Origin of the sequence: Agromyces atrinae, from assembly GCF_013407835.1 — a bacterium.
Classification (GTDB): Bacteria; Actinomycetota; Actinomycetes; order Actinomycetales; family Microbacteriaceae; genus Agromyces; species Agromyces atrinae.
This window is the reverse complement of the sequence record NZ_JACCBI010000001.1, coordinates 2,132,247-2,158,949: the sequence shown is the minus strand read 5'-3', so window position 1 is coordinate 2,158,949 and position 26,703 is coordinate 2,132,247. Positions and strand designations below refer to the sequence as shown.

The 26,703-nt window shown below is 68.8% G+C and carries 19 protein-coding genes and 2 tRNA genes; 18 read left to right on the top strand and 3 right to left on the bottom strand.

Going from position 1 to position 26,703, the window contains the following annotated elements; genetic code table 11:
• Positions 1-41 precede the first annotated feature (41 nt).
• The 9 genes from BJ972_RS10110 (at position 42) to BJ972_RS10070 (ending at position 12,500) form a co-directional block, all read left to right on the top strand.
• The gene (locus BJ972_RS10110) at positions 42-1,424 is read left to right on the top strand and encodes an ABC transporter substrate-binding protein (RefSeq protein WP_129172562.1); all 1,383 of its coding nucleotides are present in this window, start codon (positions 42-44) and stop codon (positions 1,422-1,424) included.
• Entirely contained in the window at positions 1,421-2,383 is a 963-nt protein-coding gene (locus BJ972_RS10105) for a carbohydrate ABC transporter permease (RefSeq protein WP_129172563.1), read from the top strand. Before BJ972_RS10110 ends, BJ972_RS10105 begins: the two co-directional genes overlap by 4 nt.
• Positions 2,380-3,303: a carbohydrate ABC transporter permease gene (locus tag BJ972_RS10100; RefSeq protein WP_129172564.1), complete on the top strand. Its 924-nt coding sequence runs from the start codon at positions 2,380-2,382 to the stop codon at positions 3,301-3,303. The genes BJ972_RS10105 and BJ972_RS10100 overlap by 4 nt, the downstream gene beginning before the upstream one ends.
• Before the next feature lie 39 nt (positions 3,304-3,342).
• Complete coding sequence (locus BJ972_RS10095; RefSeq protein ID WP_129172565.1) at positions 3,343-5,172, top strand: glycoside hydrolase family 3 protein; 1,830 nt, start codon at positions 3,343-3,345, stop codon at positions 5,170-5,172.
• A complete protein-coding gene (locus tag BJ972_RS10090; RefSeq protein WP_241830705.1) occupies positions 5,169-8,174 on the top strand; it encodes an alpha-mannosidase in 3,006 nt (1,001 codons plus the stop codon). Before BJ972_RS10095 ends, BJ972_RS10090 begins: the two co-directional genes overlap by 4 nt.
• A gap of 71 nt (positions 8,175-8,245) precedes the next feature.
• Entirely contained in the window at positions 8,246-9,223 is a 978-nt protein-coding gene (locus BJ972_RS10085) for an aldo/keto reductase (protein WP_129172566.1), read from the top strand.
• Positions 9,224-9,339: 116 nt separating this feature from the next.
• Positions 9,340-10,644 carry an L-fuconate dehydratase gene (locus BJ972_RS10080; RefSeq protein WP_129172567.1) on the top strand — a complete coding sequence of 435 codons (1,305 nt, stop codon included), beginning with the start codon at positions 9,340-9,342 and terminating at the stop codon, positions 10,642-10,644.
• A gap of 2 nt (positions 10,645-10,646) precedes the next feature.
• On the top strand, positions 10,647-11,510 hold the full coding sequence (locus BJ972_RS10075; RefSeq protein ID WP_129172568.1) for an amidohydrolase family protein: 864 nt from the start codon (positions 10,647-10,649) through the stop codon (positions 11,508-11,510).
• A gap of 45 nt (positions 11,511-11,555) precedes the next feature.
• Positions 11,556-12,500 (top strand): NADP-dependent oxidoreductase, encoded by a 945-nt coding sequence (locus BJ972_RS10070; protein WP_129172569.1) that lies wholly within the window; start codon positions 11,556-11,558, stop codon positions 12,498-12,500.
• A 571-nt stretch (positions 12,501-13,071) separates the two neighbouring features.
• Here the strand turns inward: BJ972_RS10070 and BJ972_RS17685 are convergent.
• Positions 13,072-14,079: a diacylglycerol/lipid kinase family protein gene (locus BJ972_RS17685; protein ID WP_129172570.1), complete on the bottom strand. Its 1,008-nt coding sequence runs from the start codon at positions 14,077-14,079 to the stop codon at positions 13,072-13,074.
• 35 nt (positions 14,080-14,114) lie between these two features.
• On the opposite strand from BJ972_RS17685, the gene serS reads away from it, so the two are divergent.
• The 7 genes from serS to BJ972_RS10030 all read left to right on the top strand — a co-directional run bounded on the left by serS (position 14,115) and on the right by BJ972_RS10030 (position 22,850).
• Positions 14,115-15,395 carry a serine--tRNA ligase gene (serS, locus tag BJ972_RS10060; protein WP_129172571.1) on the top strand — a complete coding sequence of 427 codons (1,281 nt, stop codon included), beginning with the start codon at positions 14,115-14,117 and terminating at the stop codon, positions 15,393-15,395.
• Positions 15,392-16,219: an HAD hydrolase family protein gene (locus tag BJ972_RS10055; protein ID WP_129172572.1), complete on the top strand. Its 828-nt coding sequence runs from the start codon at positions 15,392-15,394 to the stop codon at positions 16,217-16,219. Before serS ends, BJ972_RS10055 begins: the two co-directional genes overlap by 4 nt.
• Positions 16,220-16,333: 114 nt before the next feature.
• A tRNA-Ser gene (locus BJ972_RS10050) sits at positions 16,334-16,418 on the top strand.
• Between the two features lie 81 nt (positions 16,419-16,499).
• Positions 16,500-17,738: an LCP family protein gene (locus BJ972_RS10045; RefSeq protein ID WP_129172573.1), complete on the top strand. Its 1,239-nt coding sequence runs from the start codon at positions 16,500-16,502 to the stop codon at positions 17,736-17,738.
• Between the two features lie 94 nt (positions 17,739-17,832).
• Positions 17,833-17,921, top strand: a tRNA-Ser gene (locus tag BJ972_RS10040).
• A 235-nt stretch (positions 17,922-18,156) separates the two neighbouring features.
• Positions 18,157-20,682, top strand: coding sequence for a YhgE/Pip domain-containing protein (locus BJ972_RS10035; RefSeq protein WP_164989869.1), 2,526 nt, complete (start codon positions 18,157-18,159; stop codon positions 20,680-20,682).
• Positions 20,679-22,850: a YhgE/Pip domain-containing protein gene (locus BJ972_RS10030; RefSeq protein WP_129172575.1), complete on the top strand. Its 2,172-nt coding sequence runs from the start codon at positions 20,679-20,681 to the stop codon at positions 22,848-22,850. The genes BJ972_RS10035 and BJ972_RS10030 overlap by 4 nt, the downstream gene beginning before the upstream one ends.
• Before the next feature lie 57 nt (positions 22,851-22,907).
• Here the strand turns inward: BJ972_RS10030 and BJ972_RS10025 are convergent, their stop codons facing one another.
• Positions 22,908-23,990: a linear amide C-N hydrolase gene (locus BJ972_RS10025; protein ID WP_129172576.1), complete on the bottom strand. Its 1,083-nt coding sequence runs from the start codon at positions 23,988-23,990 to the stop codon at positions 22,908-22,910.
• 373 nt (positions 23,991-24,363) lie between these two features.
• On the opposite strand from BJ972_RS10025, the gene BJ972_RS10020 reads away from it, so the two are divergent.
• On the top strand, positions 24,364-24,717 hold the full coding sequence (locus BJ972_RS10020) for a PadR family transcriptional regulator (RefSeq protein WP_129172577.1): 354 nt from the start codon (positions 24,364-24,366) through the stop codon (positions 24,715-24,717).
• Positions 24,714-26,048, top strand: coding sequence for a hypothetical protein (locus BJ972_RS10015; protein WP_129172578.1), 1,335 nt, complete (start codon positions 24,714-24,716; stop codon positions 26,046-26,048). The genes BJ972_RS10020 and BJ972_RS10015 overlap by 4 nt, the downstream gene beginning before the upstream one ends.
• Positions 26,049-26,058: 10 nt before the next feature.
• Here BJ972_RS10015 and BJ972_RS10010 read toward each other — a convergent pair whose 3' ends face one another.
• On the bottom strand, positions 26,059-26,661 hold the full coding sequence (locus BJ972_RS10010; protein ID WP_206736467.1) for a sugar O-acetyltransferase: 603 nt from the start codon (positions 26,659-26,661) through the stop codon (positions 26,059-26,061).
• Between the last annotated feature and the right edge of the window lie 42 nt (positions 26,662-26,703).

Below are 26,703 nucleotides of genomic sequence, written 5' to 3'. Positions count from 1 at the left end.
TCGACGACCGCAGTCCGCGGTCGCGTTCGAACGGAGGAATCATGCACCAGCGCACCCGGCGTGCCCTCGCGGGACTCGTCATGGGCACCCTGATCGCAGGCACCGCAGCCTGCAGTGCGAGCGGCGGTGACGCCGAGGGGACCGGCGAGGCCGAGAACGTCACGATCACGATCATGGGCAAGCCCGCAGCAACCAACACCGCAGCCGTCGAACTCTTCGAGCGCCAGGTCGCGGCGTTCGAGGAGGCCAACCCCACCATCACGATCGAGGCGTCGGATGTGCCGTGGGATGCGAAGACCTTCGCGACCCGCCTCGCGGGAGGGAGCGCACCGACGCTGCTCCGTGTCCCGCTCACCGAGCCTCCCGCACTCATCGAACGCGGACAGGTCGCCGACATCACGGATGTCGCGAGCGAACTCGACAGCTTCGACGACCTGAACCCGCGCGTCATGCAGTTCCTCGAGCGGGACGGCGCCGTTTACGGCATCCCCGAGAAGAGCTACGCGTTCGGTCTCGTCTACAACCGCACCCTCTTCGAAGAGGCCGGCCTCGACCCCGACGCCCCGCCGCAGACGTGGGACGAGGTGCGTGAGTACGCCAAGCAGATCAGCGACGCCACCGGCAAGACCGGCTTCGGTGAGATCACCACCAACAACAGCGGTGGCTGGCACCTCACGGGCTACGACTACACCTTCGGCGGCCGCATCATCGAGCAGGAGTCGGACGGCACGTGGGTCGCGGCCTTCAACGACGATGCGTCGCGCGACGTCCTCGAACTGTGGAAGGCCATGCGCTGGGAGGACGACTCGCTCGGCGACAACGTGCTCGGCAAGCAGGAGGACCTCGTCGCCGAGTTCACCGCCGGCAACGTCGGCATGTGGGTGTCGGCTCCGCCGGACGTCTACCCGAACTACGTCGCTGCAGGCGGTGACCCCGCCGCCTTCGGCGCCGGACCGATGCCGCAGGGCGGAGCCGACGCGACGCTCGCCGGCGCAACCGTGCTCATGGTGAGCGCCCAGGCGACCGAGGCCGAGAAGGCCGCCGCCGTGAAGTGGATCGACTGGCGCGCGCTGCGCCCGAACTACGACCTCGAGGTCGCCGCGGAGACGGCCAAGGCCTCGGCGGCCGACGGGCTTCCCGTCGGAGTGCCCGTCGCGCCGATCTTCAGCGACGAGGCATACGCCGCCTACCGCGCGGCGATCGAGGAGTACGTCAACGTTCCGGTCGAGAACTTCGCTCCGTACGTCGAGTCGCTCACGGCGTTCGAGTACGTTCCCGAGCCGGAGGTCGCCTCGCAGGAGATCTACGCGGCGCTCGATCCGCTCGTGCAGGCGATCCTCACCGACCCGAACGCCGACATCGACGCGCTCCTCGACGACGCCGAGAGTCGGGTCAACACGATCCTCGCGCAGAACGCGTCATGACGATCGCCCCAGAACGCCTGCGCGGTTCGGCCCCCGAGGGTCGGGCCGCGCAGGCGGCGTCGCCGACACCGCGGCGTCGCCGGAACCACCGCGGACGGAACGCGGCCCTCGTCGGTTTCCTCTTCCTCCTGCCGTCGCTCCTCGTCTTCGGGTACTTCGCGTGGTGGCCGATCGCGCAGAGCATCGTGCTCGCCTTCCAGCAGACGAACCTCGTCGACCCCGCCGAGTGGGTCGGGCTCCGGAACTTCGAGATCCTGTTCGCCGATCCGCTGCTGGGGCGCGCAGCGCTCAACACCCTGTGGTTCACCGTGCTCTCGCTCGCGATCGGCCTCCCCGTGCCGCTCCTCTGCGCCGTCCTCATGTCGGAGCTGCGACGGGGCGGCACCCTCGCCCGCGTCCTCGCCTACCTGCCGGTCGTCGTGCCGCCCGTCGTGGCCGTGCTGCTCTGGAAGGTGTTCTTCAACCCGGGGGAGTCGGGCGTCGTCAACTCCCTTCTCGCCCTCGTCGGCCTCGGCCCGTTCCCGTGGCTGCAGTCGCCCGAGCTCGCGATGCCGAGCCTCGTGATCGTCGCGACGTGGTCGGGCGCCGGCACGGCGATCCTCATCTACCTCGCGGCACTCACCGGCGTGAGCACCGAGCTCTACGAAGCGGCCGAGCTCGACGGCGCCTCCGTCTGGCAGCGTGTGCTGCACATCACGCTTCCGCAGATGCGCGGCATCATCCTCGTGCTGCTCCTGCTGCAGATCATCGGAGCGATCCAGGTCTTCACCGAGCCGTACGTCATGACCGACGGCGGCCCCGCGAACGCGACGGTCACGATCCTCCTGATGATCTACCGCTACGCCTTCCTCTTCGGCAACTACGGCGTCGCCACCGCGCTGAGCGTGCTGCTCGCTCTCGTCCTCGTTCTCGTCTCCGCGCTGTATCTGCGGCTCACCCGATCCTGGAGTTCCCGATGACCGGCCCCGCCCTGCGCCCCGCCGCCGCGCGGCGCACTCCCGCCCCGCGTGAGCGCACGATCCTCTCGCCCTTCGACTGGCGCCGGCCCCGCATCTTCGTGGGATGGCGCGCGATGCACGTCGCCCTCTTCGTCGGACTCGTCGGATTCGGTGCGATCCCCATCGTCTGGATGGTGCGCGCGGCGATCTCGAGCACGACCGATCTCGTGCAGCGCCCACTCAGCCTCATCCCCGAGCCCGCCCGCTGGGAGAACATCCCGACGGCATGGAACCTCCTCGACATCGGCCACTACCTCGTGAACACCGTCGTGCTCGTGGGCGGATCGTGGATCGTGCAGCTCGTCGTGTCGGTGACGGCGGGGTTCGCCCTCGCCGTCATCCGTCCCTGGTACGGCCGATACGTCTACGGCGCCTTCCTCGTGACGCTCTTCGTGCCGGGCACGGTCACGCTCATCGCGCTGTACCTCACCGTGCTCGATATGCCGCTCCTCGGCATCAGCCTCGTCGACACCCCGTGGGCGGTGTGGCTGCCCGCCGGGGCGAGCGCCTTTACGATCCTGCTCGTCAAGCAGTTCTTCGAGGAGATACCGCGCGACCTGTTCGAGGCGGCGCAGCTCGACGGGGCCGGCTGGTTCTCGATCTTCTGGCGCATCGTGCTGCCGATGTCGAAGCCGATCCTCGCCGTGGTCTCGCTCTTGTCGATCATGGCGGCGTGGAAGGAATTCCTCTGGCCGCTCATCGTGCTCACCGACCCGACGACGCAGCCCCTCGCGGTCGCGCTCCCACGCCTCGCGCAGGCGACCGATCCCGCGTACCTCATCGCGGGAATGCTCATCGCGAGCATCCCGCCGATCCTCATCTTCCTCATCTTCCAGCGCTCGATCGTCAGCGGCATCGGCTTCACCGGCCTCAAGGGCTGAGCCGATCCGCTCGATGCACCCTCACCACAAGGAACACACGTGCCCGCACACCCTCCCGCCGACCTCGTCTGGCGCGACCTCAACGGCAACGGCCGACTCGACCCCTACGAAGACCCGCGACTGACAGCCGCCGAGCGGACGGCCGATCTGCTGGGCCGCCTGAGCCTCGACGAGAAGGTCGGTCTGCTCTTCCACACCGTCATCGAGGCGGGGCCCGGTGGCACCCTCCTCGAGACGCCGGGTGCGCTCAGCAAATCGCCGACGAGCACCGTCGTGCTCGGCAAACGGATGAATCACTTCAACGTTCATGCCCTCGGATCGCCGCGCGAGGCAGCGCGCTGGGCGAACGCTCTGCAACGTCTCGCCGCCGAGACGCCGCACGGCATCCCCGTGACGATCAGCACCGACCCGCGTCACGCGTTCGTCGAGAACGCCGGCACGTCGTTCACGGCGGGGTCGTTCTCGCAGTGGCCCGAGCCGCTCGGACTCGCCGCGCTCGACGACGAGACGATCGCCGAGTTCGCTGAGATCGCGCGCCGGGAGTACGTCGCCGTCGGCATCCGTGCCGCTCTGCACCCGCAGGTCGACCTCGCGACCGAGCCGCGGTGGGGCCGACAGCTGCACACCTTCGGTGCCGACCCCGGGCGCACATCGCGCGCACTCGCGGCGTACATCGGCGGTTTCCAGCAGGACGACCTCGGGCCGGGCTCCGTCGCGTGCGTCACCAAGCACTTCCCAGGCGGCGGCCCGCAGCAGGACGGCGAGGACGCGCATTTCCCGTACGGGCGCGAGCAGGTCTACCCGGGCGGGGCGTTCGACGCGCACCTCGAGCCGTTCCGCGTCGCGATCGCGAGCGGCACCGCGGGCATGATGCCGTACTACGGCATGCCCGTCGGGCTCGAGCGTCACGGCCGGCCGATCGAAGCCGTCGGCTTCGGATACAACCGTCAGATCGTCACCGAACTGCTCCGCGAGGAGCTCGGGTTCGACGGCATCGTCGTCACCGACTGGGAACTCGTCAACGACAACGTCGCACAGGGTCAGGTGCTGCCCGCGAAGGCATGGGGCGTCGAACACCTCTCGCCCGCCGACCGCCTCCTGACGATCCTCGACGCCGGATGCGACCAGCTCGGCGGCGAGGAGTGCGTCGAGCTCCTCATCGACCTCGTGCAGACGGGTCGGGTCTCCGAAGCGCGCATCGACGAGTCGGCGCGGCGCCTGCTCGACCTGAAGTTCCGGCTCGGTCTGTTCGACGACCCTTTCGTCGATGAGGACGCGGCCGAGGCGATCGTCGGAAGCGACGCGCACCGCGCGGCGGGGTTCCGCGCCCAGGCCGAGTCGATCGTCGTGCTGACCGACGACGCAGGCACGCTGCCGCTCGCGCCCGAGCCGGCTCGTCGCGTCTACGTCGAGGGGCTCTCCGCGGCCGCTGCCGCGCGTCTCGGCGTCGTCGTCGACACCCCAGAGCAGGCGGATGTCGCCGTCATCCGCCTCGCCGCCCCCTACGACCCTCGCGACGATCTGCTGTTCGAGTCGCTCTTCCACCAGGGGTCGCTCGAGTTCCGGCCGGGGCTCATCGCCCGTCTTGCGCGCATCGCCGAGCACGTGCCGGTCGTCGTCGACGTCATGCTCGAGCGCCCCGCGATCCTCACGCCCCTCGTCCCGCTCGCCGCCGTCGTCACGGGGTCGTTCGGGTCGAGCGACGAGGCGTACGTCGCAGCGATCAGCGGGGCGGTTCCGCCGCGCGGACGACTGCCGTTCGAGATTCCCCGCTCGATGGACGCCGTGCGCGCGTCGCGTGAGGACGTGCCGCACGACACCGTCGACCCGTTGTTCCCGTACCCCACGATCGGAGGGGCGACGCCGTGACCTCCCTGCACCGCACCCGCGATCGACTCGCGCGCTTCGTCGGCGAGAGCCTCGACGGCGCCGTCCGCGCGCGCACCGCTCCGCTCCGCATCGAGGCGTGGGAGGTGCCGGGCGAACCCGTGCCCTTCGCCTCGGCCATCACCCGTCCCTTCTCGCCGTTCGCGGTCGGCACGGAGTGGGGTCGGCCGTGGAGCACCCTCTGGCTGCATGTGCGCGGACGCGTTCCCGCGGACTGGGTGCGGACTGAGCGCCATCGCGCCGAGATCGTCGTCGACCTCGGGTTCGACGGTCTCGCTCCGGGATTCCAGGCCGAGGCCCTCGCCTTCCGACCCGACGGCACGATCATCAAGGCCATTTCGCCGCGGAACGCCTACCTCCCGGTCGAGGATGACGAGATCGACGTCTATCTCGAGCTCGCCGCGAACCCCGGCATCCACCCCGAATCGCACTGGGTGACGACGCCGCTCGGCGACCGGGCGACGGCGGGCGAGGCGCCGCTGTATCGCCTGCGCGAACTGCAGCTCGCCCTCGTCGACCGCGAGGTGTGGGCGCTCCAGCAGGACGTCGCCGTGCTCGCGGGCCTCGCCGACGAACTGCCCGCCGATCATCCGCGAACGGCCCAGCTCGCAGCGGCCCTCGACCGCATGCTCGACGCGGTCGACCCCGACGACGTCGCGGGTTCGGCGCTCACAGCGCGACGCTTGCTCGCGCCCGCGCTCGCCGCACCCGCCGCAGCGAGCGCGCACACCGTCATCGCGACGGGTCACGCGCACATCGACTCGGCGTGGCTCTGGCCCGTGCGCGAGACGGTGCGCAAGTGTGCGCGCACCTTCTCGAACGTCGTCGCCCTCATGGACGAGCACCCCGACTTCCGCTTCGCGTGCTCGTCGGCGCAGCAGCTCGCGTGGGTGAAGGAGAGCTACCCCGACCTGTTCGAGCGCATCCGCGAGAAGGTCGCATCGGGCCAGTTCGTACTCGTCGGCGGGCAGTGGGTCGAACCCGACACCAACATGCCGAGCGGTGAGGCTACGGCGCGGCAGCTCGTACTCGGCAAACGGTTCTTCCTCGAGCAGTTCGGGGTCGAGACGCGCGAGGTCTGGCTGCCTGACACGTTCGGCTACACGGCATCCCTCCCTCAGGTCATCCGGCTCTCGGGATCGGACTGGTTCATGACGCAGAAGATCTCGTGGAACCAGACGAACGCCATGCCGCACCATTCGTTCTGGTGGGAGGGCATCGACGGCACGCGGGTGTTCACGCACTTTCCGCCCATCGAGACGTACAACGCCGAGCTCTCGCCGGCCGAGCTCGCGCACGCACAGCGCACCTACCGTGACCACGACACGGGCACGGTGTCGCTCGCTCCCTTCGGCTGGGGCGACGGCGGCGGCGGACCGACGCGTGAGATGGTGGCCGCCGCGCATCGTCAGGCCGACCTCGACGGCTCGCCACGCATCGAGCTCGGCACACCCGCCGACTTCGCCCGCCGCGCGCGCGACGAGAACCCGGAACTGCCCGTGTGGTCGGGCGAGATGTACCTCGAACTGCACCGCGGCACACTCACGAGCCAGTTGCGCACGAAGCAGGGCAATCGTCGCAGCGAGCAGCTGCTGCACGAGGCCGAACTGTGGGCGGCGACGGCGGCGATCCGGGTGGGCACGCCGTATCCGGCCGACGCGCTCGAGCGAGTCTGGCAGCGGGTGTTGCTGCTGCAGTTCCACGACATCCTGCCGGGCAGCTCGATCGCGTGGGTGCATCGCGAGGCCGAGGAGGACCATGCGCGCCTCGCGCGGGAGCTCGAGGCGATCGTGCAGACGGCGCTCGCCGCACTGAGCGGCGAGGGTGACCTCGACCTCGTCGCGAACGCCGCCCCGCTCGCGCTCGCCGGCGTCGACGCGCTCGCCGTCGGGGTCGCGTCGCGCGATGCCGCTGCGGCGACGATCACCGAGACGGCCGACGGATGGCGGTTGCGGAACGGTGTGCTCGACGTGGGCGTCGACACCGCCGGCCTCATCGTCTCGCTGCGCGACGCGTCCGGTCGAGATGCTATCGCGCCGGGGGAGTCGGCCGGACTCCTGCGCCTCCACCGTGACCTCCCCGACAAGTGGGATGCCTGGGACATCGATCGGCACTACCGGGCCAACGGACTCGACCTGCGCGAAGCCGAGAGCATCGAGGCCGCGGTCGCCGACGGCGTCGCCACCGTGCGCGTTCATCGACGATTCGGCGCCTCGACCGTCATCCAGTCGCTCGCACTCCGCCCCGGTGCCGCGGCCGTCGACCTCACCGTCGAGGTCGACTGGCGCGAACGCCACCGCCTGCTCAAGCTGACGTTCCCGCTCGACGTGCACGCCGAGCGGTCGACGTCCGAGATCCAGTTCGGGCACGTCCATCGGCCGACGCACGTCAACACCTCGTGGGACGAGGCGCGCTTCGAGTTCACGGCTCAGCGCTGGATCCACGTCGGCGAGGAGGGGTACGGCGTCGCCGTCGCGAACGACTCGACGTACGGGCACTCGGTCACGCGCGAGACGCGCGCCGACGGCGGCACGACGACATGGCTCGGTCTCTCGGTGCTGCGGGCTCCGACCTTTCCCGACCCCGAGTCGGACCAGGGCGAGCACACGCTGCGATTCTCGATCCGCCCCGCGAGCACCCTCACGGATGCCGCCGAGGAGGGTCATCGGCTGAACGGCACCGTTCGATCCTGGCGCGGAGCGCGCGAGGTGGCGCCGATCATCCGGGTCTCCGACCCCGCCGTGCGCGTCGAGACGGTCAAGCTCGCCGAGGATCGCAGCGGTGATCTCGTCGTGCGGCTCTACGAGTCGAGCGGCGGGCGGCGACGGGTCGCCATCGAGGTCGATGCGGATGTCGCGGAGGCCACGATCGTCGACCTGCTCGAGCGACCCGTCGGAGAGGCGGCCGTGCCGGGCGACGCGAGCCGCGTCGAGCTCGAGCTGCGCGCCTTCGAGATCGTCACGCTGCGCTACCGGAGGTCGTGACGACAGGGGCAGGTGTCGATCCGAGCCCGAACTCCTACAATAGGTCCGACCTTTCGACCCAGGGAGCACCGATGACCCGCTCGACCGTTCCGCCCTTCGACCGTGCCTCGCTGGGTGCCCTGGGCCTCGGCGCAGCCCCTCTCGGCAACCTCTACCGCGCGATCGACGATGACTCGGCGCGCGCGGTCGTCGACGGCATGTGGGACGGGGGCGTGCGCTACTTCGACACCGCGCCGCACTACGGGCTCGGCCTCTCGGAGCGGCGCCTCGGCGCGGCCCTCGCCGAGCGGCCCCGCGACGAGTACGTGATCTCGACGAAGATCGGTCGCGTGCTCGAGCCGGTCGCGAACCCCGACGGCGCGCTCGACGACGGCTTCGTCGTGCCCGCCGATCGCGTCCGACGCTGGGACTTCTCCGCCGACGGTGTGCGCCGCAGCCTCGACGAGTCGCTCGAACGGCTCGGCCTCGACCGTGTCGACATCGTCTACGTGCACGACCCCGACGACCACCTCGAGCAGGCGATCGCCGAAGCCCTGCCGGCGCTCGTCGCCCTGCGCGACGAGGGAATCGTCGGAGCGATCGGCGTCGGAGCGAACTCCGCCGACGTCATCGCGCGCTTCATCGAGACGGGCGACCTCGACCTCGCGATGGTCGCCGGCCGTTACACGCTCCTCGAGCAGCCGGCCCTCGCCGACGTCTTCCCCGCGGCCGAGCGCCACGGTACGGGGGTCGTCGCCGTCGGCGTCTACAACTCCGGGCTTCTCGCGACGTCGACGCCGAGCGCCGACGCGCACTACAACTACGGGCCCGTGCCCGCCGACGTGCTCGCTCGCGCGCGTGAACTCGCCGCCGTCTGCGCCGCCCACGACGTCGAACTGCCCCATGCCGCGGTGCAGTTCGCGCTGCGTCATCCGCTCGTCGTCAACGCGACGGTCGGCGTCGGGAAGCCGCATCACGTCGCGTCGACGATCCGCTACGCGACCGCGGCCGTGCCGGACGCCCTGTGGGTCGACCTCGCCGATCGTGGACTCATCCCCGCGGGCCACTGATCCGACCTCTCGGGAAGCGTGAGTGCACGGATGCCTGGATTGACAGTCATCCGACCTCTCGCCTAGCCTCGCACTGACTCGATTAGTCGGATGAATCACGCTCGAAGGATGCGCCCATGACCACCATCACCTCCGTCGACGTCGTCGACGTCCGGTTCCCCACGTCGCTCACCGCCGACGGCTCCGACGCGATGAACAAGGACGGCGACTACTCCGCCGCCTACGTCATCCTGCGCACCGACGACCCCGAGCTCTCGGGGTACGGCTTCACCTTCACGATCGGTCGCGGCAACGACATCTGCGTGCTCGCCGCCGAACAGCGCGCGCTGCCGCTCATCGGCCGCGACGTCGCCGAGATCACGGGCGACCTCGGCGCGATCTACCGCGAACTCAAGAGCGACTCGCAACTGCGCTGGCTCGGCCCCGAGAAGGGCGTCGAACACCTCGCGATGGCCGCCGTCATGAACGCCGTGTGGGACATGGCCGCGCGCCGCGCGGGCAAGCCGCTGTGGCGCCTGCTCGCCGACATGACGCCCGAGCAGCTCGTCGACGTCGCCGACCTGCAGTACCTGACCGACGCCATCACGCGCGAGGAGGCGATCGGCATCCTCGCCGAGCTCGCGCCGACGCGTGCCGAGCGCATCGCCGAACTCGAGCAGACCGGCTACCCCTGCTACACGACGAGCGCGGGCTGGCTCGGTTACTCCGACGACAAGCTGCGCCGCCTCGCGCAGGAAGCCGTCGACGAGGGCTACCGCCACATCAAGCTCAAGGTCGGCGCGAACCTCGAGGAAGACATCCGACGTTGTCGCATCGCGCGCGAGGTCATCGGCCCCGACGCGAACCTCATGATCGACGCCAACCAGGTGTGGGACGTGCCCGAGGCGATCGAGTGGGTCACCGCCCTCGCCGAGTTCCGTCCGATGTGGATCGAGGAGCCGACGAGCCCCGACGACGTGCTCGGTCACGCCGCGATCCGGAAGGCCGTCGCGCCCATCGGCGTCGCGACAGGCGAGCACGGCATGAACCGCGTGCTCTTCAAGCAGATGTTCCAGGCCGGAGCCATCGACTTCTGCCAGCTCGACTCGGCACGCCTCGCGAGCATCAACGAGATCCTCTCGGTGTACCTCATGGCGAAGAAGTTCGGCGTGCCCGTGTGCCCGCACGCCGGCGGCGTGGGCCTCTGCGAACTCGTGCAGCACCTGTCGATCTTCGACTACGTCGCCGTGTCGGGGTCGCTCGAGAACCGCGTCACCGAGTTCGTCGACCACCTGCACGAGCACTTCGTCGACCCCTGCATCGTCGAGAACGGCGCCTACCGCGTGCCGAGCCTTCCCGGCTACTCTGCCGAGATGCACGAGTCGTCGCTCGCCGAGTTCGCGTTCCCCGAGGGTTCGTACTGGGCGGGCGCGCGGGTCTGACCGTGACTCTCATCGACGCCCACGTGCACGTGTGGGATCGGGCGGTGCTCCGCTACCCGTGGCTCGACGACGAACCCGAACTCGGCGTGCCGCGGCTGCCGGTCGACCTCGCCGCGGGAGCCACGCGGGCGACGGGCTTCGTCTTCGTGCAGGCCGACTGCGTGCCCGAGCAGGGGCTCGCCGAGGCGCGCTGGGTCGCGGGTCTCGACTGGCCGGCTCTCCGCGGCATCGTCGCGTTCGCGGCGCTCGAGCGGGGGGCGGATGTCGCGGGCGACCTCGACGCGCTCGCCGACGTTCCCGGTGTCGTGGGCGTCAGGCGGCTCCTGCAGGGCGAGCCGGTCGCCGCGTTCGATTCCGCCGAGTGGGATGCCGGTCTGCGCCTCGTCTCTCAGCGCGACCTCGTCTTCGACGCGTGCGTGCGGAACCCGCAGCTCGATGCCCTCGTGCGGCTCGCTCGCCGTCATCCCGACCTCTCGATCGTGCTCGACCACGCCGGAAAGCCGCCTCTCGCCGACGGAGCGCAGAGCGACGCCGGCCGGCGCTGGCGCGCGAACCTCGACGCGCTCGCCGTACTGCCGAACGTGAGCGTCAAGCTCTCGGGGCTGCCCGCCGAAGCGCCGCAGGCGTTCGAGGCGCACGAGTACAGCCCGTGGATCGACGCGGTGCTCACGGCATTCGGGCCGAGCCGCACGATGTTCGGCAGCGACTGGCCGGTCTCGGCGGTCGGGGCCGCAGGGCTCACGAGCGACGAGTGGGCCGCCGTCGCGCTCGACCCGCTCTCGCCGGGGGAGCGTGACGACATCGCGTTCCGCACCGCTCAGCGCGTATACCGACTCTCCGACGCGGCCCGCAACCCGACGCCGTAAACCGCCCGGTCGGTGCAGACTGGTCGAGAACGTGAGGAGAACGCCATGGCTCATGCCGTCGTCTACACCGAGTTCGGAGGGCCCGAGGTCCTCCAGCTCATCGAGTTCCCCGACCCCGTCGCGGGCAAGCGCGAGGTCGTCGTCGCCGTGCGCGCCGCGAGCGTCAACCCCATCGACTGGAAGCTGCGCTCCGCGATCCGCCCGTCGCCGCCCATCGAGGAGCCGCGCCGCGTCGGCTCCGACGCCGCCGGAGTCGTCGAATCGATCGGCAAGCGCGTCGAGGGCGTCTCGGTCGGCGATCACGTCATCATCACCGGTGCGAACGGCGCTTACGCGACTCACGTCGTGACGACGCCCGACAAGCTCACCCCGAAGCCGGCCGGCCTCGGCTGGGAACAGGCAGCCGCGATCGGCGTCGCGTGGGGCACCGCGTACCAGGCGCTCAAGTCGCTCGGCGTCGGCGAGGGCGACACGCTCCTGCTCCACGGCGGTGCCGGTGGCGTCGGCCAGGCCGCCATCCAGTTCGCGAAGCTCTGGGGAGCGAAGACGATCGCGACCGCGAGCGAGGCGAACCACGAGCGTCTTCGTGAACTCGGCGCCGTGCCCGTCGTCTACGGCGACGGGCTCACCGAGCGCGTCCGTGAGGCGGCGCCGCAGGGCGTGACCGTCGCTCTCGATGCCGCCGGCACCGACGAGGCGATCGAGTCGTCGCTCGAGCTCGTCGAGGACCGCAACCGCATCGGCACGATCGTGCAGGGTGCGCGCGCCGCCGACTGGGGCATTCGTGCGTGGTCGGGCGGAAGCCCCGAGCCGCTCACCGACGAAGAGCAGGCGTGGCGACACGAGGCTGTCGGAGTCACCGCCGAACTCGCCGCCGAGGGTCGCGTCGACATCGAGATCGCCGCGCGCTTCCTGCTCGATCAGGCCGCCGACGCGCAGTCACTCAGCCAGAACGGCCACGTCCGCGGAAAGATCGTCCTCGACATCTGAGCTCGCGCTTTCTGACCCCTACTCTCTCCGCATCTTCCGACCCACTCGCGCCTGCACCTCCCCGGCGGAGTGCCGGTATCGCGCGCGAGTGCCGTTCGCGTGGCACTCTCGCGCGCGAGCGGCACTCCTGCGAGGGGGGGAGGGGTGGGGGATGTCGCGCGCTCGCGTCATCCTTCCGGCGTTCGCACTTTGCTCATGCGTGCGCCCGCGTCATCCCCGCGGAGTCTTCGTCCCGGCGGAGTGCCGCTGTCGCGTGTGAGTGCCGTTCGCGTAGCACTCCCGCGCACGAACGGCACTCCTGCGGGTGGGGGAGGTGTGGGGGATGTCGCGCGCCCGCGTCATCCGCCCGGCGTTCGCACCTTATTCATGCGCGCGCCCGCGTCATCCCCGCGGAGTCTTCGTCCCGGCGGAGTGCCGCTGGCGCGCGTGAGTGCCGTTCGCGTGGCACTCTCGCGCGCGAGCGGTACTCCTGCGAGGGGAAAGAGGGGTGCGAGGAGGAAAGAGGGTGCGGGGTGCGAGGTGCGCGAGGAGAGGGGATGACGCACGCCCGCGTCATCCGTCGCCGGCGGACCTACGGGGAGGGGACGCGCACGACGAGACCGCCGGGGTCGACCTCGAAGACGGCGGTGGTGATCGCGCCGAAGTCGTCTCCGTCGATCTCGAACTGCTGCGGCTTGTCGATCTCGACGCTCACGCGGCGTCCGCGGAGGTAGATGACCTCGTTGCGCTTCTTGCCGCCCGTGAGTTCGACCCAGCGGCGACCGATCTCGCTCTTGCTCAGTTGGTTCTGCACGGCGACCCGTCGGAAGACGCGCAGCCAGCCGAAGGCTCCGCGGGGCTGCAGGATCGCGATGTCGAGGCGTTCGTCGTCGATCGACGCGTCGGGGATCAGCTCGATGTTGCCGGGCAGCAGGCCGAGGTTCGCGACGAGCACCGTCGATACGCGTGCCCGGCGTGACTGCTCGCTGTCGACGCGGTAGAAGACGCGGAACGGCTTCGATGCGGGAAGTACGCGCAGGCCGGCATCCACGTAGGCGAGCCAGCCGACGCGCTTCTTGAGGTCGGAATTCGTGTTGGAGATCATGTCGGCGTCGAAGCCGACTCCCGCCATGACGAGCGAGACGTGCTGCTCGGTCGCGCCGCCCTCGCGCGTGACCGCGACGGTGATGACGTCGATCGAGCGTTCGGAGTCGCTGAACGCGATGCGCAGCGCCGCCGTCTGGTCGTTGACGGGGATGCCGAGATTTCGCGCGAGCAGGTTGCCGGTTCCCTGGGGAACGAGTCCGAGAGGCATCCCGCTGTCGCGAAGTCCGGCGGCGACCGAGCGCACGGTGCCGTCGCCGCCCGCGGCGATGACGAGGTCGACTCCCGAGGTGAGGGCGTCGCGCGCCATCCCCTTGCCGGGGTCGTCGGCGGCGGTCTCGATCCAGACCGACTCAGCCCACCCGGCGCTCTTCTCGACGGCGGCGACCGCGGTGCGGAGCTCGGCGATGCCCTGCTTCGTCGGGTTGAAGATGATGGCGGCGCGCTTCCGGGCCGCGCCCGAAGCCGGTTCCCCCGGTGCCTCTGCTGCGCTCACGCTCTCACCGTAGTGGCTTTAAGTAGACTGACCGGGTGATCGATCCCGTACTCCTCCGCGATGATCCTGAGCGCGTCAAGCGTTCCCAAGAAGCGAGAGGGGAATCGACGGCTCTCGTCGACGAGGCTCTCGCCGCAGATGCAGCCAAGCGTCACGCGCTCGCGACGTTCGAGTCGCTGCGCGCCGAGCAGAACCTCTTCGGTAAGCGGGTCGCCCAAGCGGCGCCCGACGAGAAGAAGGCGCTCGTCGCCGAGGTGCAGCAGCTCGCCGCACGCGTGAAGGAGGCGAACCAGGCCGCCAACGAGGCCGGCGTCGCCTTCGACGAGATCGTGCGACGCATCGGCAACATCGTCGTTGACGGTGTTCCCGCGGGTGGCGAAGACGACTTCGTGACGCTCAAGGAGGTCGGCGGCATGCCGACGTTCGACTTCGAGCCGCGCGACCACCTCGAGATCGGCGAGCTCCTCGGAGCCATCGACATGGCGCGCGGCGCCAAGGTCTCGGGTGCCCGCTTCCACTACCTCGTCGGCATCGGCGCGCGCCTCGAGCTCGCGATCATGAACATGGGCCTCGACCGGGCGATCGCCGCCGGGTTCACCCCGCTCATCCCGCCGACGCTCGTGAAGCCCGAGATCATGCAGGGCACGGGCTTCCTCGGCGCGCACGCCGACGAGGTCTACTACCTGCCCGCCGATGAGCTCTACCTCACGGGCACGAGCGAGGTCGCGCTCGCCGGGTACCACTCCGACGAGATCCTCGACCTCTCGAAGGGCCCGCTGCGCTACGCCGGCTGGTCGACGTGCTACCGGCGAGAGGCCGGCAGCCACGGCAAGGACACCCGCGGAATCATCCGCGTGCACCAGTTCAACAAGCTCGAGATGTTCTCGATCGTCGCGGCCGACGAGGCCGAGGCCGAGCACGCCCGCCTGCTCGGCTGGCAGGAGGGCATGCTGCAAGACCTGGGTCTCAGCTACCGCGTCATCGACACGGCGGCCGGCGACCTCGGCTCGAGCGCCGCGCGCAAGTTCGACGTCGAGGCGTGGGTGCCGACGCAGGGCGCGTACCGCGAGCTCACGTCGACCTCGAACTGCACGACCTACCAGGCCCGTCGCCTCGAGATCCGTCACCGCGGTGAGGGCGGCAAGACCGCTCCCGTCGCGACCCTCAACGGAACCCTCGCGACGACGCGGTGGCTCGTCGCGATCCTCGAGACGCACCAGCAGGCCGACGGCTCGGTCGTCGTGCCCGAGGCGCTGCGCCCGTACCTCGGCGGCCTCGAGGTGCTCGAACCCCTGGGGCGCGAGGCGAACGGATGACGACGGCGGAGCGCCGCGCTGACAGGAAGCTCGTCGCTCTCGACATCGATGGAACCGTCATCCACGAAGACGAGACCCTGAGTCTCGCCGTCATCGATGCCGTGCAGCGCGTGCGCGACCTCGGCCACGAGGTGACGCTCGCGACGGGTCGCTCGTGGGAGACGACCCACCCCATCCTCGAGAAGCTCGAGATCGAGCCCCGCTACGTGGTGTGCGCCAACGGCGCCATGACCATGCGGCGCGCCGAGCCGGGCGAGGCCGACGATCACGGGTACGTGCGCGAGTACATCGAGACGTTCGACCCCGAGCCCGTGCTCGCCCGCATCCGCTCGTTCCTGCCCGAGGGCCGCTTCATGGTCGAGGACGCCTTCGGCTACCGCCTCTACACCGAGGGCATGCAGGACTGGAACCTGACGAACGCCCACCAGGTCGAGTTCGCCGAACTCTTCGGCGTCGAAGCGACACGTGTCGTCGTCGTCTCGCCCGACCACGAACTCGACGACTTCCTCGCGCTCGTCGACGAGATGGGCCTCCACCAGGTGAGCTACGCGATCGGGTGGACGGCGTGGCTCGACATCGCGCCCGAGGGCGTCAACAAGGCGACGGCCCTCGAGCGTGTGCGTTCGTGGCTCGGCATCGAGCTCGACCGCGTCGTCGCCGTCGGCGACGGCCGCAACGACATCGAGATGTTCACGTGGGCGCGCGCCGCCGGACGCCCCGTCGCCATGGGGCAGGCTCCCGCCGAGGTGAAGGATGCCGCGGGCGAGGCGACGGGAGATGTCGAGCACGACGGTCTCGTCACGGTGCTCGACTCGATCGACTGAGGCCTCACGCCTTCTTCTCCGCCCTCATCAGGTGCTCTCTCAGGGTGGTCTGTCAGTCTGGAATGACGCCTATCGGTAGAATCTTCCGGTGCGCGCACTCTTTCGTGCGTGCAAGGAGGGCTGTCCGAGCGGCCGATGGAGCTGGTCTTGAAAACCAGTGGGCAGAAATGTCTCGTGGGTTCGAATCCCACGCCCTCCGCACTGATTGACGTAGACCGAGAGGAATCGAGTGGCAGGCGACCTGCGTCACACCTCACGTCGAGCGGCGAAATCGCCCTCCATGGCGCGGCACGGCCGACTCGAGAAGTCGTCGCCCTGGCGCACCATCGCGAAGGTCGCCACGGCCGTCGTCGGTGTCATCGCTGTGAGCGGCGTCTCGATCGCGGCGTACGCGGTCTGGGACCTCTCGCAGACGATCAAGCCGTCGGTCACGCTCGGCAACGAGTCGGTGCTCGAGGGTCTGCCCGATGTCGGTGCGATCGATGGCGGAGTGAACCTCCTCGTCATCGGCAGCGACAGCCGCGAAGGCCAGGGCGACGGCTACGGCGAAGACGAAGAGGGCACTCTCAACGACGTGACGATGCTGCTGCACATCGCCGAGGACCACTCGCACGCGGCCGTCGTGAGCTTCCCCCGTGACATGTACGTCGACGTGCCCGAGTGCACCGACCCGCAGACGGGCGAGGAACTCTCGGCCTACAACGGCAAGATCAACTCGACCCTCGGTCGCGGCGGCATGGCGTGCGTCGTGAAGACCGTCGAAGACCTCACCGGCCTCACGATCCCGTTCGCGGGCGTGGTGCAGTTCAACGGTGTCGCGAACCTCGCGACGGCCGTCGGCGGCGTCGAGGTCTGTGTCGCCGAGCGCATCGAGGACGACCACACCGACACCTACCTCGACCCCGGAACGCATTCGCTCACGGGTCTGCAGGCCCTGCAGTTCCTGCGCACGCGTCACGGCGTCGGCGACGGCAGCGACCTCGGTCGCATCTCGAACCAGCAGGTCTACATGTCGTCGCTCGCGCGCACGCTGCAGAGCGACGGCACTCTCACCGACCCCGTCAAGCTCTTCGGCATCGCGAAGGTCGCGCTCGCGAACATGACGTTCTCCGACAGCCTCGGCAGCGTCGTGAACCTCGTCTCGATCGCGAAGGCCCTGAAAGACACCGACCTGAGCCAGATCGCGTTCGTGCAGTACCCGACCGCGTACTCGGGCGACGGCGTCGTTCCGGTCGAGTCGGCCCAGATCATCAACCTCGCGCTGCAAGAGGACCGCCCGGTCGTCTTCGACGCCGAGGCGCAGAACAACGTCTCGTTCGGAACCGTGCCCGACGCGAACCAGCCCGTTACCGAGGCCCCCGTCGAGCCCGAGGCTCCGGTCGACCCCGAGGCTCCCGTCGAGACCGAGGCCCCCGTCGACCCCGCTGCTCCGACCGTCGAGGCGCTGCCCTCCGACGTCTACGGCATGACCGCCGCCGAGTCGCGCTGCTCGTCGGGCCGCACGTTCGCCGACCAGTAGGTCGGTGGGCGGATGACGCGAGCTCGCGTCATCCCCGAATCGTGACTTCGGCGCGTGTGCGGTTATGATGACTGAGGCGATCGCGAGATTGCTTGGAGACGTCGCATAGTCCGGCCGAGTGCACCACCCTGCTAAGGTGGAGTCCCCGTAAGGGGACCAGGGGTTCAAATCCCCTCGTCTCCGCACTGAAACCCCCGCCCGAAGGCGGGGGTTTTCTCGTTCTGCGAAGCACTCATCCGCCGATCGCCCGAGGATGGTGCTCGGGTGAATTCGAGGGTGATCAATGCCTCGTGAGGCCCGTCTGCCACGAGAAATTGCCTCGGTTCTCGATATCGTTGCGCCGTCGACGGTGGCCGCTTCACCCGATTGCTCAGTTCAGACGCGTGCGGGCAAGCGGATGCTCGCGAGAGGAACCCCTATGCGGAATGTCTGGCGGGTCTTCACCCGAGACCTCAAGCGGCTCAGCACGGTGCCGCTCGCGTGGGTCATCATCGGCGGTGCGCTCATCACTCCGTCGCTCTACGCCTGGCTCAACATCGTGGCGTTCTGGAACCCGTTCGACAACACGAAGAACCTGCCGATCGCCGTCGTCAATCTCGACGAGGGCGCGTACTCGTCGCTGACCGGCGACCTCAACGTCGGTGATCAGCTCGTCGCCCAACTGAAGGACAACGACGACCTCGGCTGGCAGTTCCTGTCAGAGTCCGAGGCGATGGAGTCGCTGAAGAGCGGTAACAGCTACGCCGCATTCGTCGTACCCGCCTCGTTCAGCAGTGACCTCCTCAGCATTACCACGGGCGACTTCACGCAGCCGAAGCTCGAGTACTACGTCAACGAGAAGTTGAACGGTGTCGCGCCCGAGATCACCGACACCGGCGCGACGACGGTCCAGACGCAGATGATCGACGCCTTCACCGAGCAGGTCGCCTCCTCGGCGGTCGACGCGATCCGTCAGGGAAGCGAGACGGTCGAGGACGATCTGGCGCGCAGCCAGGCGCGCACGATCGGCCAGCTCGATCTCGCCGCCGAACGGGTCGCCGAGACACGGTCGTACCTCCTGACGCTGCAGACCGACATCGACTCGACGCGAGGCGGGCTGGCCTCGGCGCAGAACACCCTGCTCGACATGGAGACGGCGTTCGGCGATCTGAGCGTGGTGCTCGCCGAGGCGAGCGCCCTCGCCGATCGGGCACAGACGCAACTTCTCGACCTGACCGCCGCCGCGATGAGCGCGTCGGTCGACAGTGCGTCGCGCCTGTCGTCGGCGAGTGCCGCAGCGCAGACGGCGATCGGCAGCGTCGCGCAGGGGCTCGACCTGGCGAAGTCCCGCATCCAGACGCAGATCGCGTCGATCGACGACAGCACGGCCTCGATCGCGGGAGTGCGTTTGTTCCTCGAAGACCCGAACCTTCCCCTCGACCCCGCCGTGCGCGATTCCCTGCTCGCCGACCTCGACGTGGTCTCTGCACAACTCGATGGAGCCGTCGCCGCGCTCGACCTCGCCGATCAGGGTCTAAGTGACGGCGGGGCCGCACTCCAGGGTGCCGCCGACCGGGTGAACGCCGCGTTCCAGGAGGCCGCGAACGCCGTTCAGACGATGAATTCCGCCCTGACGACGCACGTGCCCGCGATGCAGCGCTCGATGGCCGAGCTGAACGCTGTGACGCGGTCGCTATCGGCCACCCTCGACACCCAGCGGGCGATCCTCACCGAGAGCCGGCAGCTCATCGGCGGGCTCGACGACCAGCTCGAGGCGACGTCGGCGGCACTCATCGTGCTGGACGGCGACCTCGGCGCGCTCCAGGGTGACATGGGCACCGCCATCACCGACCTGCGCGCATTGAGCGGCGCCGCGGCGTGGCAGCAACTCACCGAACTGACCTCACTCGACGCCGATCAGATCGCTCAGTTCATGTCGATGCCCGTGGTGGTGAAGCAGATCACCCTGTTCCCGACGAACTCCTACGGGTCTCTCATGGGGTCGCTGTTCATCAACCTCTCTCTGTGGATCGGCGCCTTCGTCTTGGTCGTCATCCTGAAGCTCGAGGTTGATAGGGAAGGAATTCCGAAGCTCACCGAACGGCAGGCCTACATGGGGCGCTGGCTGTTGTTCGCGACGATCGCGGTCATGCAGGCCATCGTCCTGAGCATCGGCAACCTCATCATCGGCGTGCAACACGTCAACGCCTTCGCGTTCGTCGTCACCCCGGTGTTGATCGGGCTCGCGTATCTCAGCATCATCTACGCGCTCTCTGTCACGTTCGGATACATCGGAAAGGGGCTCTGCGTCATCCTCGTCATCATGCAGATCCCGGGAGCATCGGGCATCTACCCGATCGAGCTGATGCCGCCGTTCTTCCAGACTCTCTACCCGTTCTTCCCGTTCACGTACGGCATCGATGCGATGCGCGAGGTCATCAGTGGCTTCGCCGGGTTCGCCTATTGGCGCTATCTCGGCGTGCTGCTGCTCTTCACCGGCCTCGCGTTCTTCCTCGGGCTCGTGCTGCGTAACGGCGTCTCGAATCTCACGAGGCTCTTCACCCAGCAGGTCGGCGCCACCGAGCTGTTCACCAATGAGGAAGTGACGCCGCCCGGTCGCGGATACCGCCTCAACCACCTGCTCGCCGCGCTGGCAAACCGGGCCAGCTACCAAGAGCGACTCTCGAGGCGGGTCCTCCCGTTCGCGCGCTCGTACCGCAAGGTGCGCGCGGCGATCATCGTCATCGGGGTGATCGGGATCGGCCTGCTGTTCACCCTCTCGGCGCTCGTGCCCGACATCAAGACCGCGCTCGTCGGCTGGTGGGTGCTCTGGTTGCTCATCGTGTTCGGAGCGCTCATCGCGCTCGAGTACATGCGGTACAGCCTGCGGTTGTCGACGGAGGTCGGCAACATGCCCGAGGCTGAGCTCCGGCGCGAACTGGCCGAGACGGAGGCGCAGCGATGAACGGCATCTGGCAGCTCTTCCGCGAAGACCTCCGCCGCGCCACACGGAACGTGATGTCGGTCATCGTCCTGTGCGGTCTCGTCATCATCCCGTCGGTCTTCACATGGTTCAACGTGATCGCCAGTTGGGAGCCCTTCGACAACACCAAGAACCTGAAGGTCGCCGTCGCGAGCATCGACGAGGGGTACACGAGCACGCTCGTCCCGCTGCACATCAACGTCGGCAGTATGGTCGAGTCGAATCTGCGGGCGAACGACCAGATGGACTGGATCATCACGTCGAAAGCGGATGCTGTCGCCGGCACCGAGTCGGGCGAGTACTACGCCGCGATGGTGCTGCCCGCCGACTTCAGCGAACGTATGCTCACGTTCTACGCAGCGGGCTCCCCGCAGACGCAGATCGATTACTACACCAACGACAAGTCGAACCCCCTCGCACCGCTCATCACGAGCGAGGGTGCCGACGACCTGTCGGCGAAGATCAACGCCGAATTCACCCAAGAGCTCGACACCGTCGCGCTCGCCATCCTGTCGTCGCTCGCCTCCTCTCTCGACGACCCGCAGTCGCAAGCGACGTTCCAGGCACTCGAGACGCAGATCGGGGCGATCAGCACGCAGCTGAGATCGGCGTCGGGCACCGCCGGCATCTTCTCGTCGCTCGTCGCGTCGTCGGTTCCCCTGGCCCAAGGCTCGCTCAACCTCCTCGGAGCTGTGGAGTCGGAGTTCACCTCGGCGACGGGCGCCATTCGGCAGGGCGTCGACGCCTCGGCTGGGGCGCGCCGCGCCATCAGCGATGCGACGGCGGCGCTCTCGAGCGCGTTCACGGCGACCGACGACCGCCTCGCGCGCGTGCAGGCCGACGTCGACACCCTGTTCGACCGGATGGGCGCAGAGACTGATTCCGCCGCCGCGGGGATCGACACGATCGCGGCGGATGTGGGAGCGCTGGCGGCCGAGGCCACACAGTTCCGTGACGCCTTCGCCGCGATCGAGCCCGACATCCCGGCCGAGTCGCAGCCTGAGTTCCGCGCGCTGCTCCGAGACCTCGACGTCACCGTCACCCGCATCGAGGGTGTCCAGTCGCGCTTGACGCAGGCCGCGATCGATGTTCGCGAGGGCAATGTGGCGGCGCAGTCGAGCCGCGCGGCACTCGATGGCGACGTCGAGCAGGCGCGGTCATCGCTCGCGCGCGCCGCGAACGTCTATACGGCCGACGTCTTGCCGCTCCTCGATGCGCTCGGCGCGACCCTCGCCGAGCTCGGCACCTCGTTCGGTTCGCTCTCGGGTGACCTCTCCTTCGTCGACGGTGTCGCGCAGGGCTCTGTCTCGATGCTCGAGCGGGCCGCCGTCGACACGGGTGCTCTCGCTGGGGTTCTCGCGACGTCGGCCGACGCGTTCGAAGTCGTCCATGACGACCTCGCGGCCGCCTTGGCGTCGGGTGACGTCGAGAAGCTCGCCCAGGTGATCGGGTCCGACCCAGCGACACTCGCCGCCGCCCTTGCGCAACCGATCGGTCTCGACCGTATCGCGGTCTACCCCGTCGTCAGCTTCGGAGCCGGTATGGCCCCGTTGTACACGGTGCTCTCGCTCTGGGTCGGTGCGCTGCTCCTCTCGGTGACGCTGCGTGTCGAGCCGCCGACCCGGGCGTACGACGGCGGCCCCGAGCTCACCCTGAACCAACAGTTCCTCGGCCGGTACGGTATCTTCGCGCTCATCGGCTTCCTGCAGAGCACCCTGGTGTTCCTCGGCAACATCCTGATCGTCGGGCTCGATCCGGTTCATCCGTTCTTGTTCATGCTCGTCGGCTGGTCGACCTCACTGGTGTTCACCTTCGTGATCTACACCCTCGTGGTGTCGTTCAGTGACGCGGGGAAGGCGCTCGCCGTCTTCCTGCTCGTCATTCAGGTGGCGGGCGCCGGCGGCGCATACCCGCTCGAACTGCTGCCGCAGTGGTTCCAGAACGCCAGCCCATTCCTGCCCGCGACCCATGCCATCGATGCGATTCGCGCCGCGCTGGCGGGCATATACCGGGCCGACTACTGGATCGCGCTCGGCTGGCTGTGGTTCTTGGTGCTTCCCGCGCTGCTGCTCGGGCTCGCGCTGCGCAAGCCCCTCATCGGTCTGAACAAGACGATGGAAGGCATGCTGCAGTCGACCAAGCTGATGTGACAGCGAACGGCGGGTATCCGATGGATCGGATACCCGCCGTCAGCGCTGCCGCGACTGCTACTTCTTCTTCGAGCCCACGAGCGACTGCACGGCCGTCGCGATGGCCTGGAACTCGTCCTTCTTCTTCGCGACGAACTCGAGCGCCTCGACGCCGGTCGCGAGCAGGTCGTCGATGGTCTCCCCGGCATCGGCGAACTTGTGGCTGACGTTGCCGGCCAGTCCGCCCTCGAGAGCGAGACGGCTGACGAGGTCGAGCTTCAGCACCTTCGAATCGTGGTTGAAGCTCATCTCGTCGAGGTCGACCCAGACGATTCCGGGGCGCGTGGTCGACTCGAAGACATAGCGCTTGTTGGTGAGGTCGAGCACGACCTGCCAGATCGTCTGCGAGGCGTCGGGCTTACCGGGCTCGGGCGTACGGAACGGCTGCGCCGCGTTGCGGATGATGCTGAACATCGCCGCGATCGCGTCGACCTGGGTCTTCGGCTGCACCTGGTGCTCGACGTAGAACGACGCGCGCGCGAAGCGGTCGCTGGCCAGGGTCGAGCCGGGCAGCGGCTTGTCGCCGCCGAGACCCTCGACCGTCTTGACGAGTTCGAGCTGCTTGTCGAACGTCGGGGAGTTCGTCATGACCTTGTAGTCGCGGCCGTGATAGACCTTCGGCTTGCCCTCGGTGTACTCGATGATCGCCGAGTCGCCCGAGGCATCGTTGATGGCCAGATGCAGTGTCGGCACCAGGTGCCCCGTCGGGTCGAAGAGCTGAGCGATCTCGACCTGGGTTTCGTTCGTCCATGCGACGGCCTCGTCGACCGTGCTGAAGTTGTCGAGGTAGTACTGCAGCCAGACGGCTTGGCTGAGCTGCGTGTCGGAGGGCGCCGGCTTGCCGTAGTCGGACTCGGCGAGCCAGAGGATGTGGCCGGCGAAGCCTGCCTCGTTGATGCCGTCGGTGGCGATCAGATCGAATGCCGTCGCGACGATGCTGCCGTAGGTCGACGTCCAGGTGAGGTTGCCGTCGACGCCGTCCGAGCGCTTCATGCCCCGCGGGTACTTCCACAGGTTCGTCAGGAGATCCATGTGGAAGTCCATATTGCGGCCGACGATGACCGATCCGTTGGCGTCAGGCCATACAACGCGTGTGCACATAGACGTCACGCATCCTTTCTTGGTTGTCGTGACGACGTCACCGAGGGTGCAGTCGATACAGATCGCAGGGCGCGCTTGGTGTCACGGGGACGATATGAATCACATTATGAAGCGCGGCGCAGGGCGTTCGAAAGGCGGCGAGGGGTGAACTGCGGATGACGGCGAGGGTGATTCTCGCGCGTGGTCAGCCCGCGCGGAATGGCGCGATGACGACGTCGATTCCGGCTGTACGGAACCGTTCGAGCTGTTCTTCGGTCGCTGACGAGTCAGTGACGAGGGTGTACGTCGCCAGCAACACATCGAGGGGCGCCGCGGACGCAGGGGAGCGCTTCGCGCGTTGACATATTCCCATCACGGGAATATAACTGGAGAAATGGCCTCCACGCTCACGCCCCCGTCGTTCTGGATCCTGACCGCGCTCGCGGGGCAGCGCCGGCACGGCTACGAGATCCTGCAAGAGACGGCGCAGTCGTCCGACGGGCGCGTGACGCTCAAGGTCACGACGCTCTACGCGGCGCTCGAGCGGCTCGAGCGCGAGGGGCTCATCGAGGCGGATGGCGACGAGATCGTCAACGGGCGGGCGCGCCGGTACTTCCGGTTGACGGATGACGGTTCGGCAGCTCTCGCCGCCGAGATCGCCGCGCTCGAAGAGCAGACCACGGTCGCGCGGGCACGCCTCTCGGCTGCGGGTCACGTCTTCGCCTCGCGTGCGGCGGTGTGGGCATGACGCGTGACGTCGAGGCGCGGTTCCGCGCCGTGCTGCGGTGGTACCCGCGCGCCTGGCGCGAGCAGAACGGTGAAGTGCTCGTCGCGACGATGCTCGACGCGGCCGAGGCCGAGGGGCGCACGGCGCCGAGCGCGAGCGACCATGGGAACGCCGCTCTTCACGGAACGGCTGCACGCATCGACCGTCGGCTCGCACTCGGGGCATCGATCGCGGCTCTCGTGCTCTCGGTCGTCGCGGGTGTGCTCTTCGTGTTCTTCGTGCCGGCGCCGGCGGGCCTCGACGGCGTGCTTCCCGCTCTGACGACGGCCGTGATTCCCGTGCTCGTCGCAGTCGGAGTCATCGCCCTGCTGCGTGAGCGAGGCACGTTCTCCGACGCGGGTGCCCTTCTCGCCATCGCGATCTCGGCGCTCGCGCTCATCGTCGGGGCGCTCTCCACACTCTCGTGGTCGCAGGGCTTCGATGCGGCCGATGCGGGAGTGCAACCGACCGCCTTCGCCGCCGCATGGATGCCGCTCGCCGCGACCGGTCTCGTGCTCGGAGGCGCCGCGGTTGCCGTGGTCGTCGACGCGCTGCTGCGTCGATCGGCACTCGCTCGGCCGGTGCGTCTGCTCATCGCGATCGTGTCGGGCGCGTGTGCCGCTCCGCTCATCGGCATCAGCCTGCTCACGCCCTATGCGGCGGCGCTCGCCGCCCTGGGGGTGCTCGTCGCCGCGAGTGTGCCGCGGCGGGAACCGGGCGCTCCCGTCGCTTCGCGCATCCCCGTGGCGCCCGGCCCGACGGCGGCGCCGCGCACCGTCATCCGCTCGCTGGCGATCGTCTCCGCCCTGATCGGTCTGAGCGGCATCGTTTACGCGTTCTCGGGTTCCACCTGGTCTCCGTGGGCGTCCGACGGCACCGTCGCCATGGCGCAGGGAATGATCCTGCTGTTCGTGTCGGGTGTGCCCCTGCTCGCGGCCATCGGGTTGCTCATGGTCGCCCGCGGCCGTGTGCGTGCGATCCACGTCTGGGGCCCGGTCGCGATGGCGACGGCCTCGCTCGCATTCATGATCGTCGCCTACACGCGGTCGCCGGTGTGGGCGGACATGATGCTCGCCCTGGTGATCTCGTCGGCGTTCGGCGGGGCGGCCATCGCATGGTGGATGATCCTGCGCGTGCACACGGCCGCCGTCCTTCTCGGCGGGCTCTCGGGACTCCTCTACGCCACGTTCTTCGGCATGCTCGTCGCGCCGATGCTCGCCTTCACGGTTCCCGTGCTCGCGATCCTCGTCGCGGTGCTCGGCGGGCGCCGACCTCGCGTGGTGCGCGAGATGCCGGTGCCCGTGACGGTGTGACCCGCGCGCCTCAGACGTCGAGGCGCCGGTCGCGCCAGTAGAACTCGCGGTCGTGCTCACCGATCTCGCGTACGACGCGGCAGGGGATGCCCACGGCGACGACGCCCGCGGGGATGTCTCGCGTGACGACGCTCCCGGCGCCGATGACCGAGTCGTCGCCGATGGTCACGCCCGGCATGATCTGCACGCCGCTGCCGACCCAGACGTTGCGTCCGATGTGCACGGGCAGGTTGAACTGGAGGCCGCGGGCGCGCAGCTCGGGCAGGATCGGGTGACCGGCCGTCGTGATGACGACGTTCGGCCCGAACATGACGTTGTCGCCGATGTGGATGTCGCCGTCGTCGACGAGGGTGAGGTTCGAGTTGGCGTACACGTTGCTGCCGACGTAGACGTGGCGCCCGCCCCAGTTCGCGTGCAGCGGGGGCTCGACGTAGCAGCCGTCGCCGATCTCCGCGAACATCTGGCGGAGGAGTTCGGCGCGCTCGGCCTGCTGCGACGGACGGCTCGCGTTGAAGTCGTAGAGCAGCTCGAGGGCTTCGGCCTGTTCGGCCATGATCCCGGCGTCGGACGGGTCGTAGACCTTGCCCGCGAGCATCCGTTCGTGATTGTCCATGCCTGAGCTCCTCGCGTCGGGTCCTGATGTGTACGGTTGTAC

What these genes read in the sequence shown, in the direction of transcription:
- BJ972_RS10105 (WP_129172563.1), top strand. Translation starts at nt 1,421, where the DNA reads ATGACGATCGCCCCAGAACGCCTGCGCGGTTCGGCCCCCGAGGGTCGG.
- BJ972_RS10020 (WP_129172577.1), top strand. Translation starts at nt 24,364, where the DNA reads ATGGCCTCCACGCTCACGCCCCCGTCGTTCTGGATCCTGACCGCGCTC.
- BJ972_RS10100 (WP_129172564.1), top strand. Translation starts at nt 2,380, where the DNA reads ATGACCGGCCCCGCCCTGCGCCCCGCCGCCGCGCGGCGCACTCCCGCC.
- BJ972_RS10070 (WP_129172569.1), top strand. Translation starts at nt 11,556, where the DNA reads ATGGCTCATGCCGTCGTCTACACCGAGTTCGGAGGGCCCGAGGTCCTC.
- BJ972_RS10110 (WP_129172562.1), top strand. Translation starts at nt 42, where the DNA reads ATGCACCAGCGCACCCGGCGTGCCCTCGCGGGACTCGTCATGGGCACC.
- BJ972_RS10085 (WP_129172566.1), top strand. Translation starts at nt 8,246, where the DNA reads ATGACCCGCTCGACCGTTCCGCCCTTCGACCGTGCCTCGCTGGGTGCC.
- BJ972_RS10055 (WP_129172572.1), top strand. Translation starts at nt 15,392, where the DNA reads ATGACGACGGCGGAGCGCCGCGCTGACAGGAAGCTCGTCGCTCTCGAC.
- BJ972_RS10045 (WP_129172573.1), top strand. Translation starts at nt 16,500, where the DNA reads ATGGCGCGGCACGGCCGACTCGAGAAGTCGTCGCCCTGGCGCACCATC.
- BJ972_RS10030 (WP_129172575.1), top strand. Translation starts at nt 20,679, where the DNA reads ATGAACGGCATCTGGCAGCTCTTCCGCGAAGACCTCCGCCGCGCCACA.
- BJ972_RS10025 (WP_129172576.1), bottom strand. Translation starts at nt 23,990, where the DNA reads ATGTGCACACGCGTTGTATGGCCTGACGCCAACGGATCGGTCATCGTC.
- BJ972_RS10035 (WP_164989869.1), top strand. Translation starts at nt 18,157, where the DNA reads ATGCGGAATGTCTGGCGGGTCTTCACCCGAGACCTCAAGCGGCTCAGC.
- BJ972_RS10015 (WP_129172578.1), top strand. Translation starts at nt 24,714, where the DNA reads ATGACGCGTGACGTCGAGGCGCGGTTCCGCGCCGTGCTGCGGTGGTAC.
- BJ972_RS10080 (WP_129172567.1), top strand. Translation starts at nt 9,340, where the DNA reads ATGACCACCATCACCTCCGTCGACGTCGTCGACGTCCGGTTCCCCACG.
- BJ972_RS10010 (WP_206736467.1), bottom strand. Translation starts at nt 26,661, where the DNA reads ATGGACAATCACGAACGGATGCTCGCGGGCAAGGTCTACGACCCGTCC.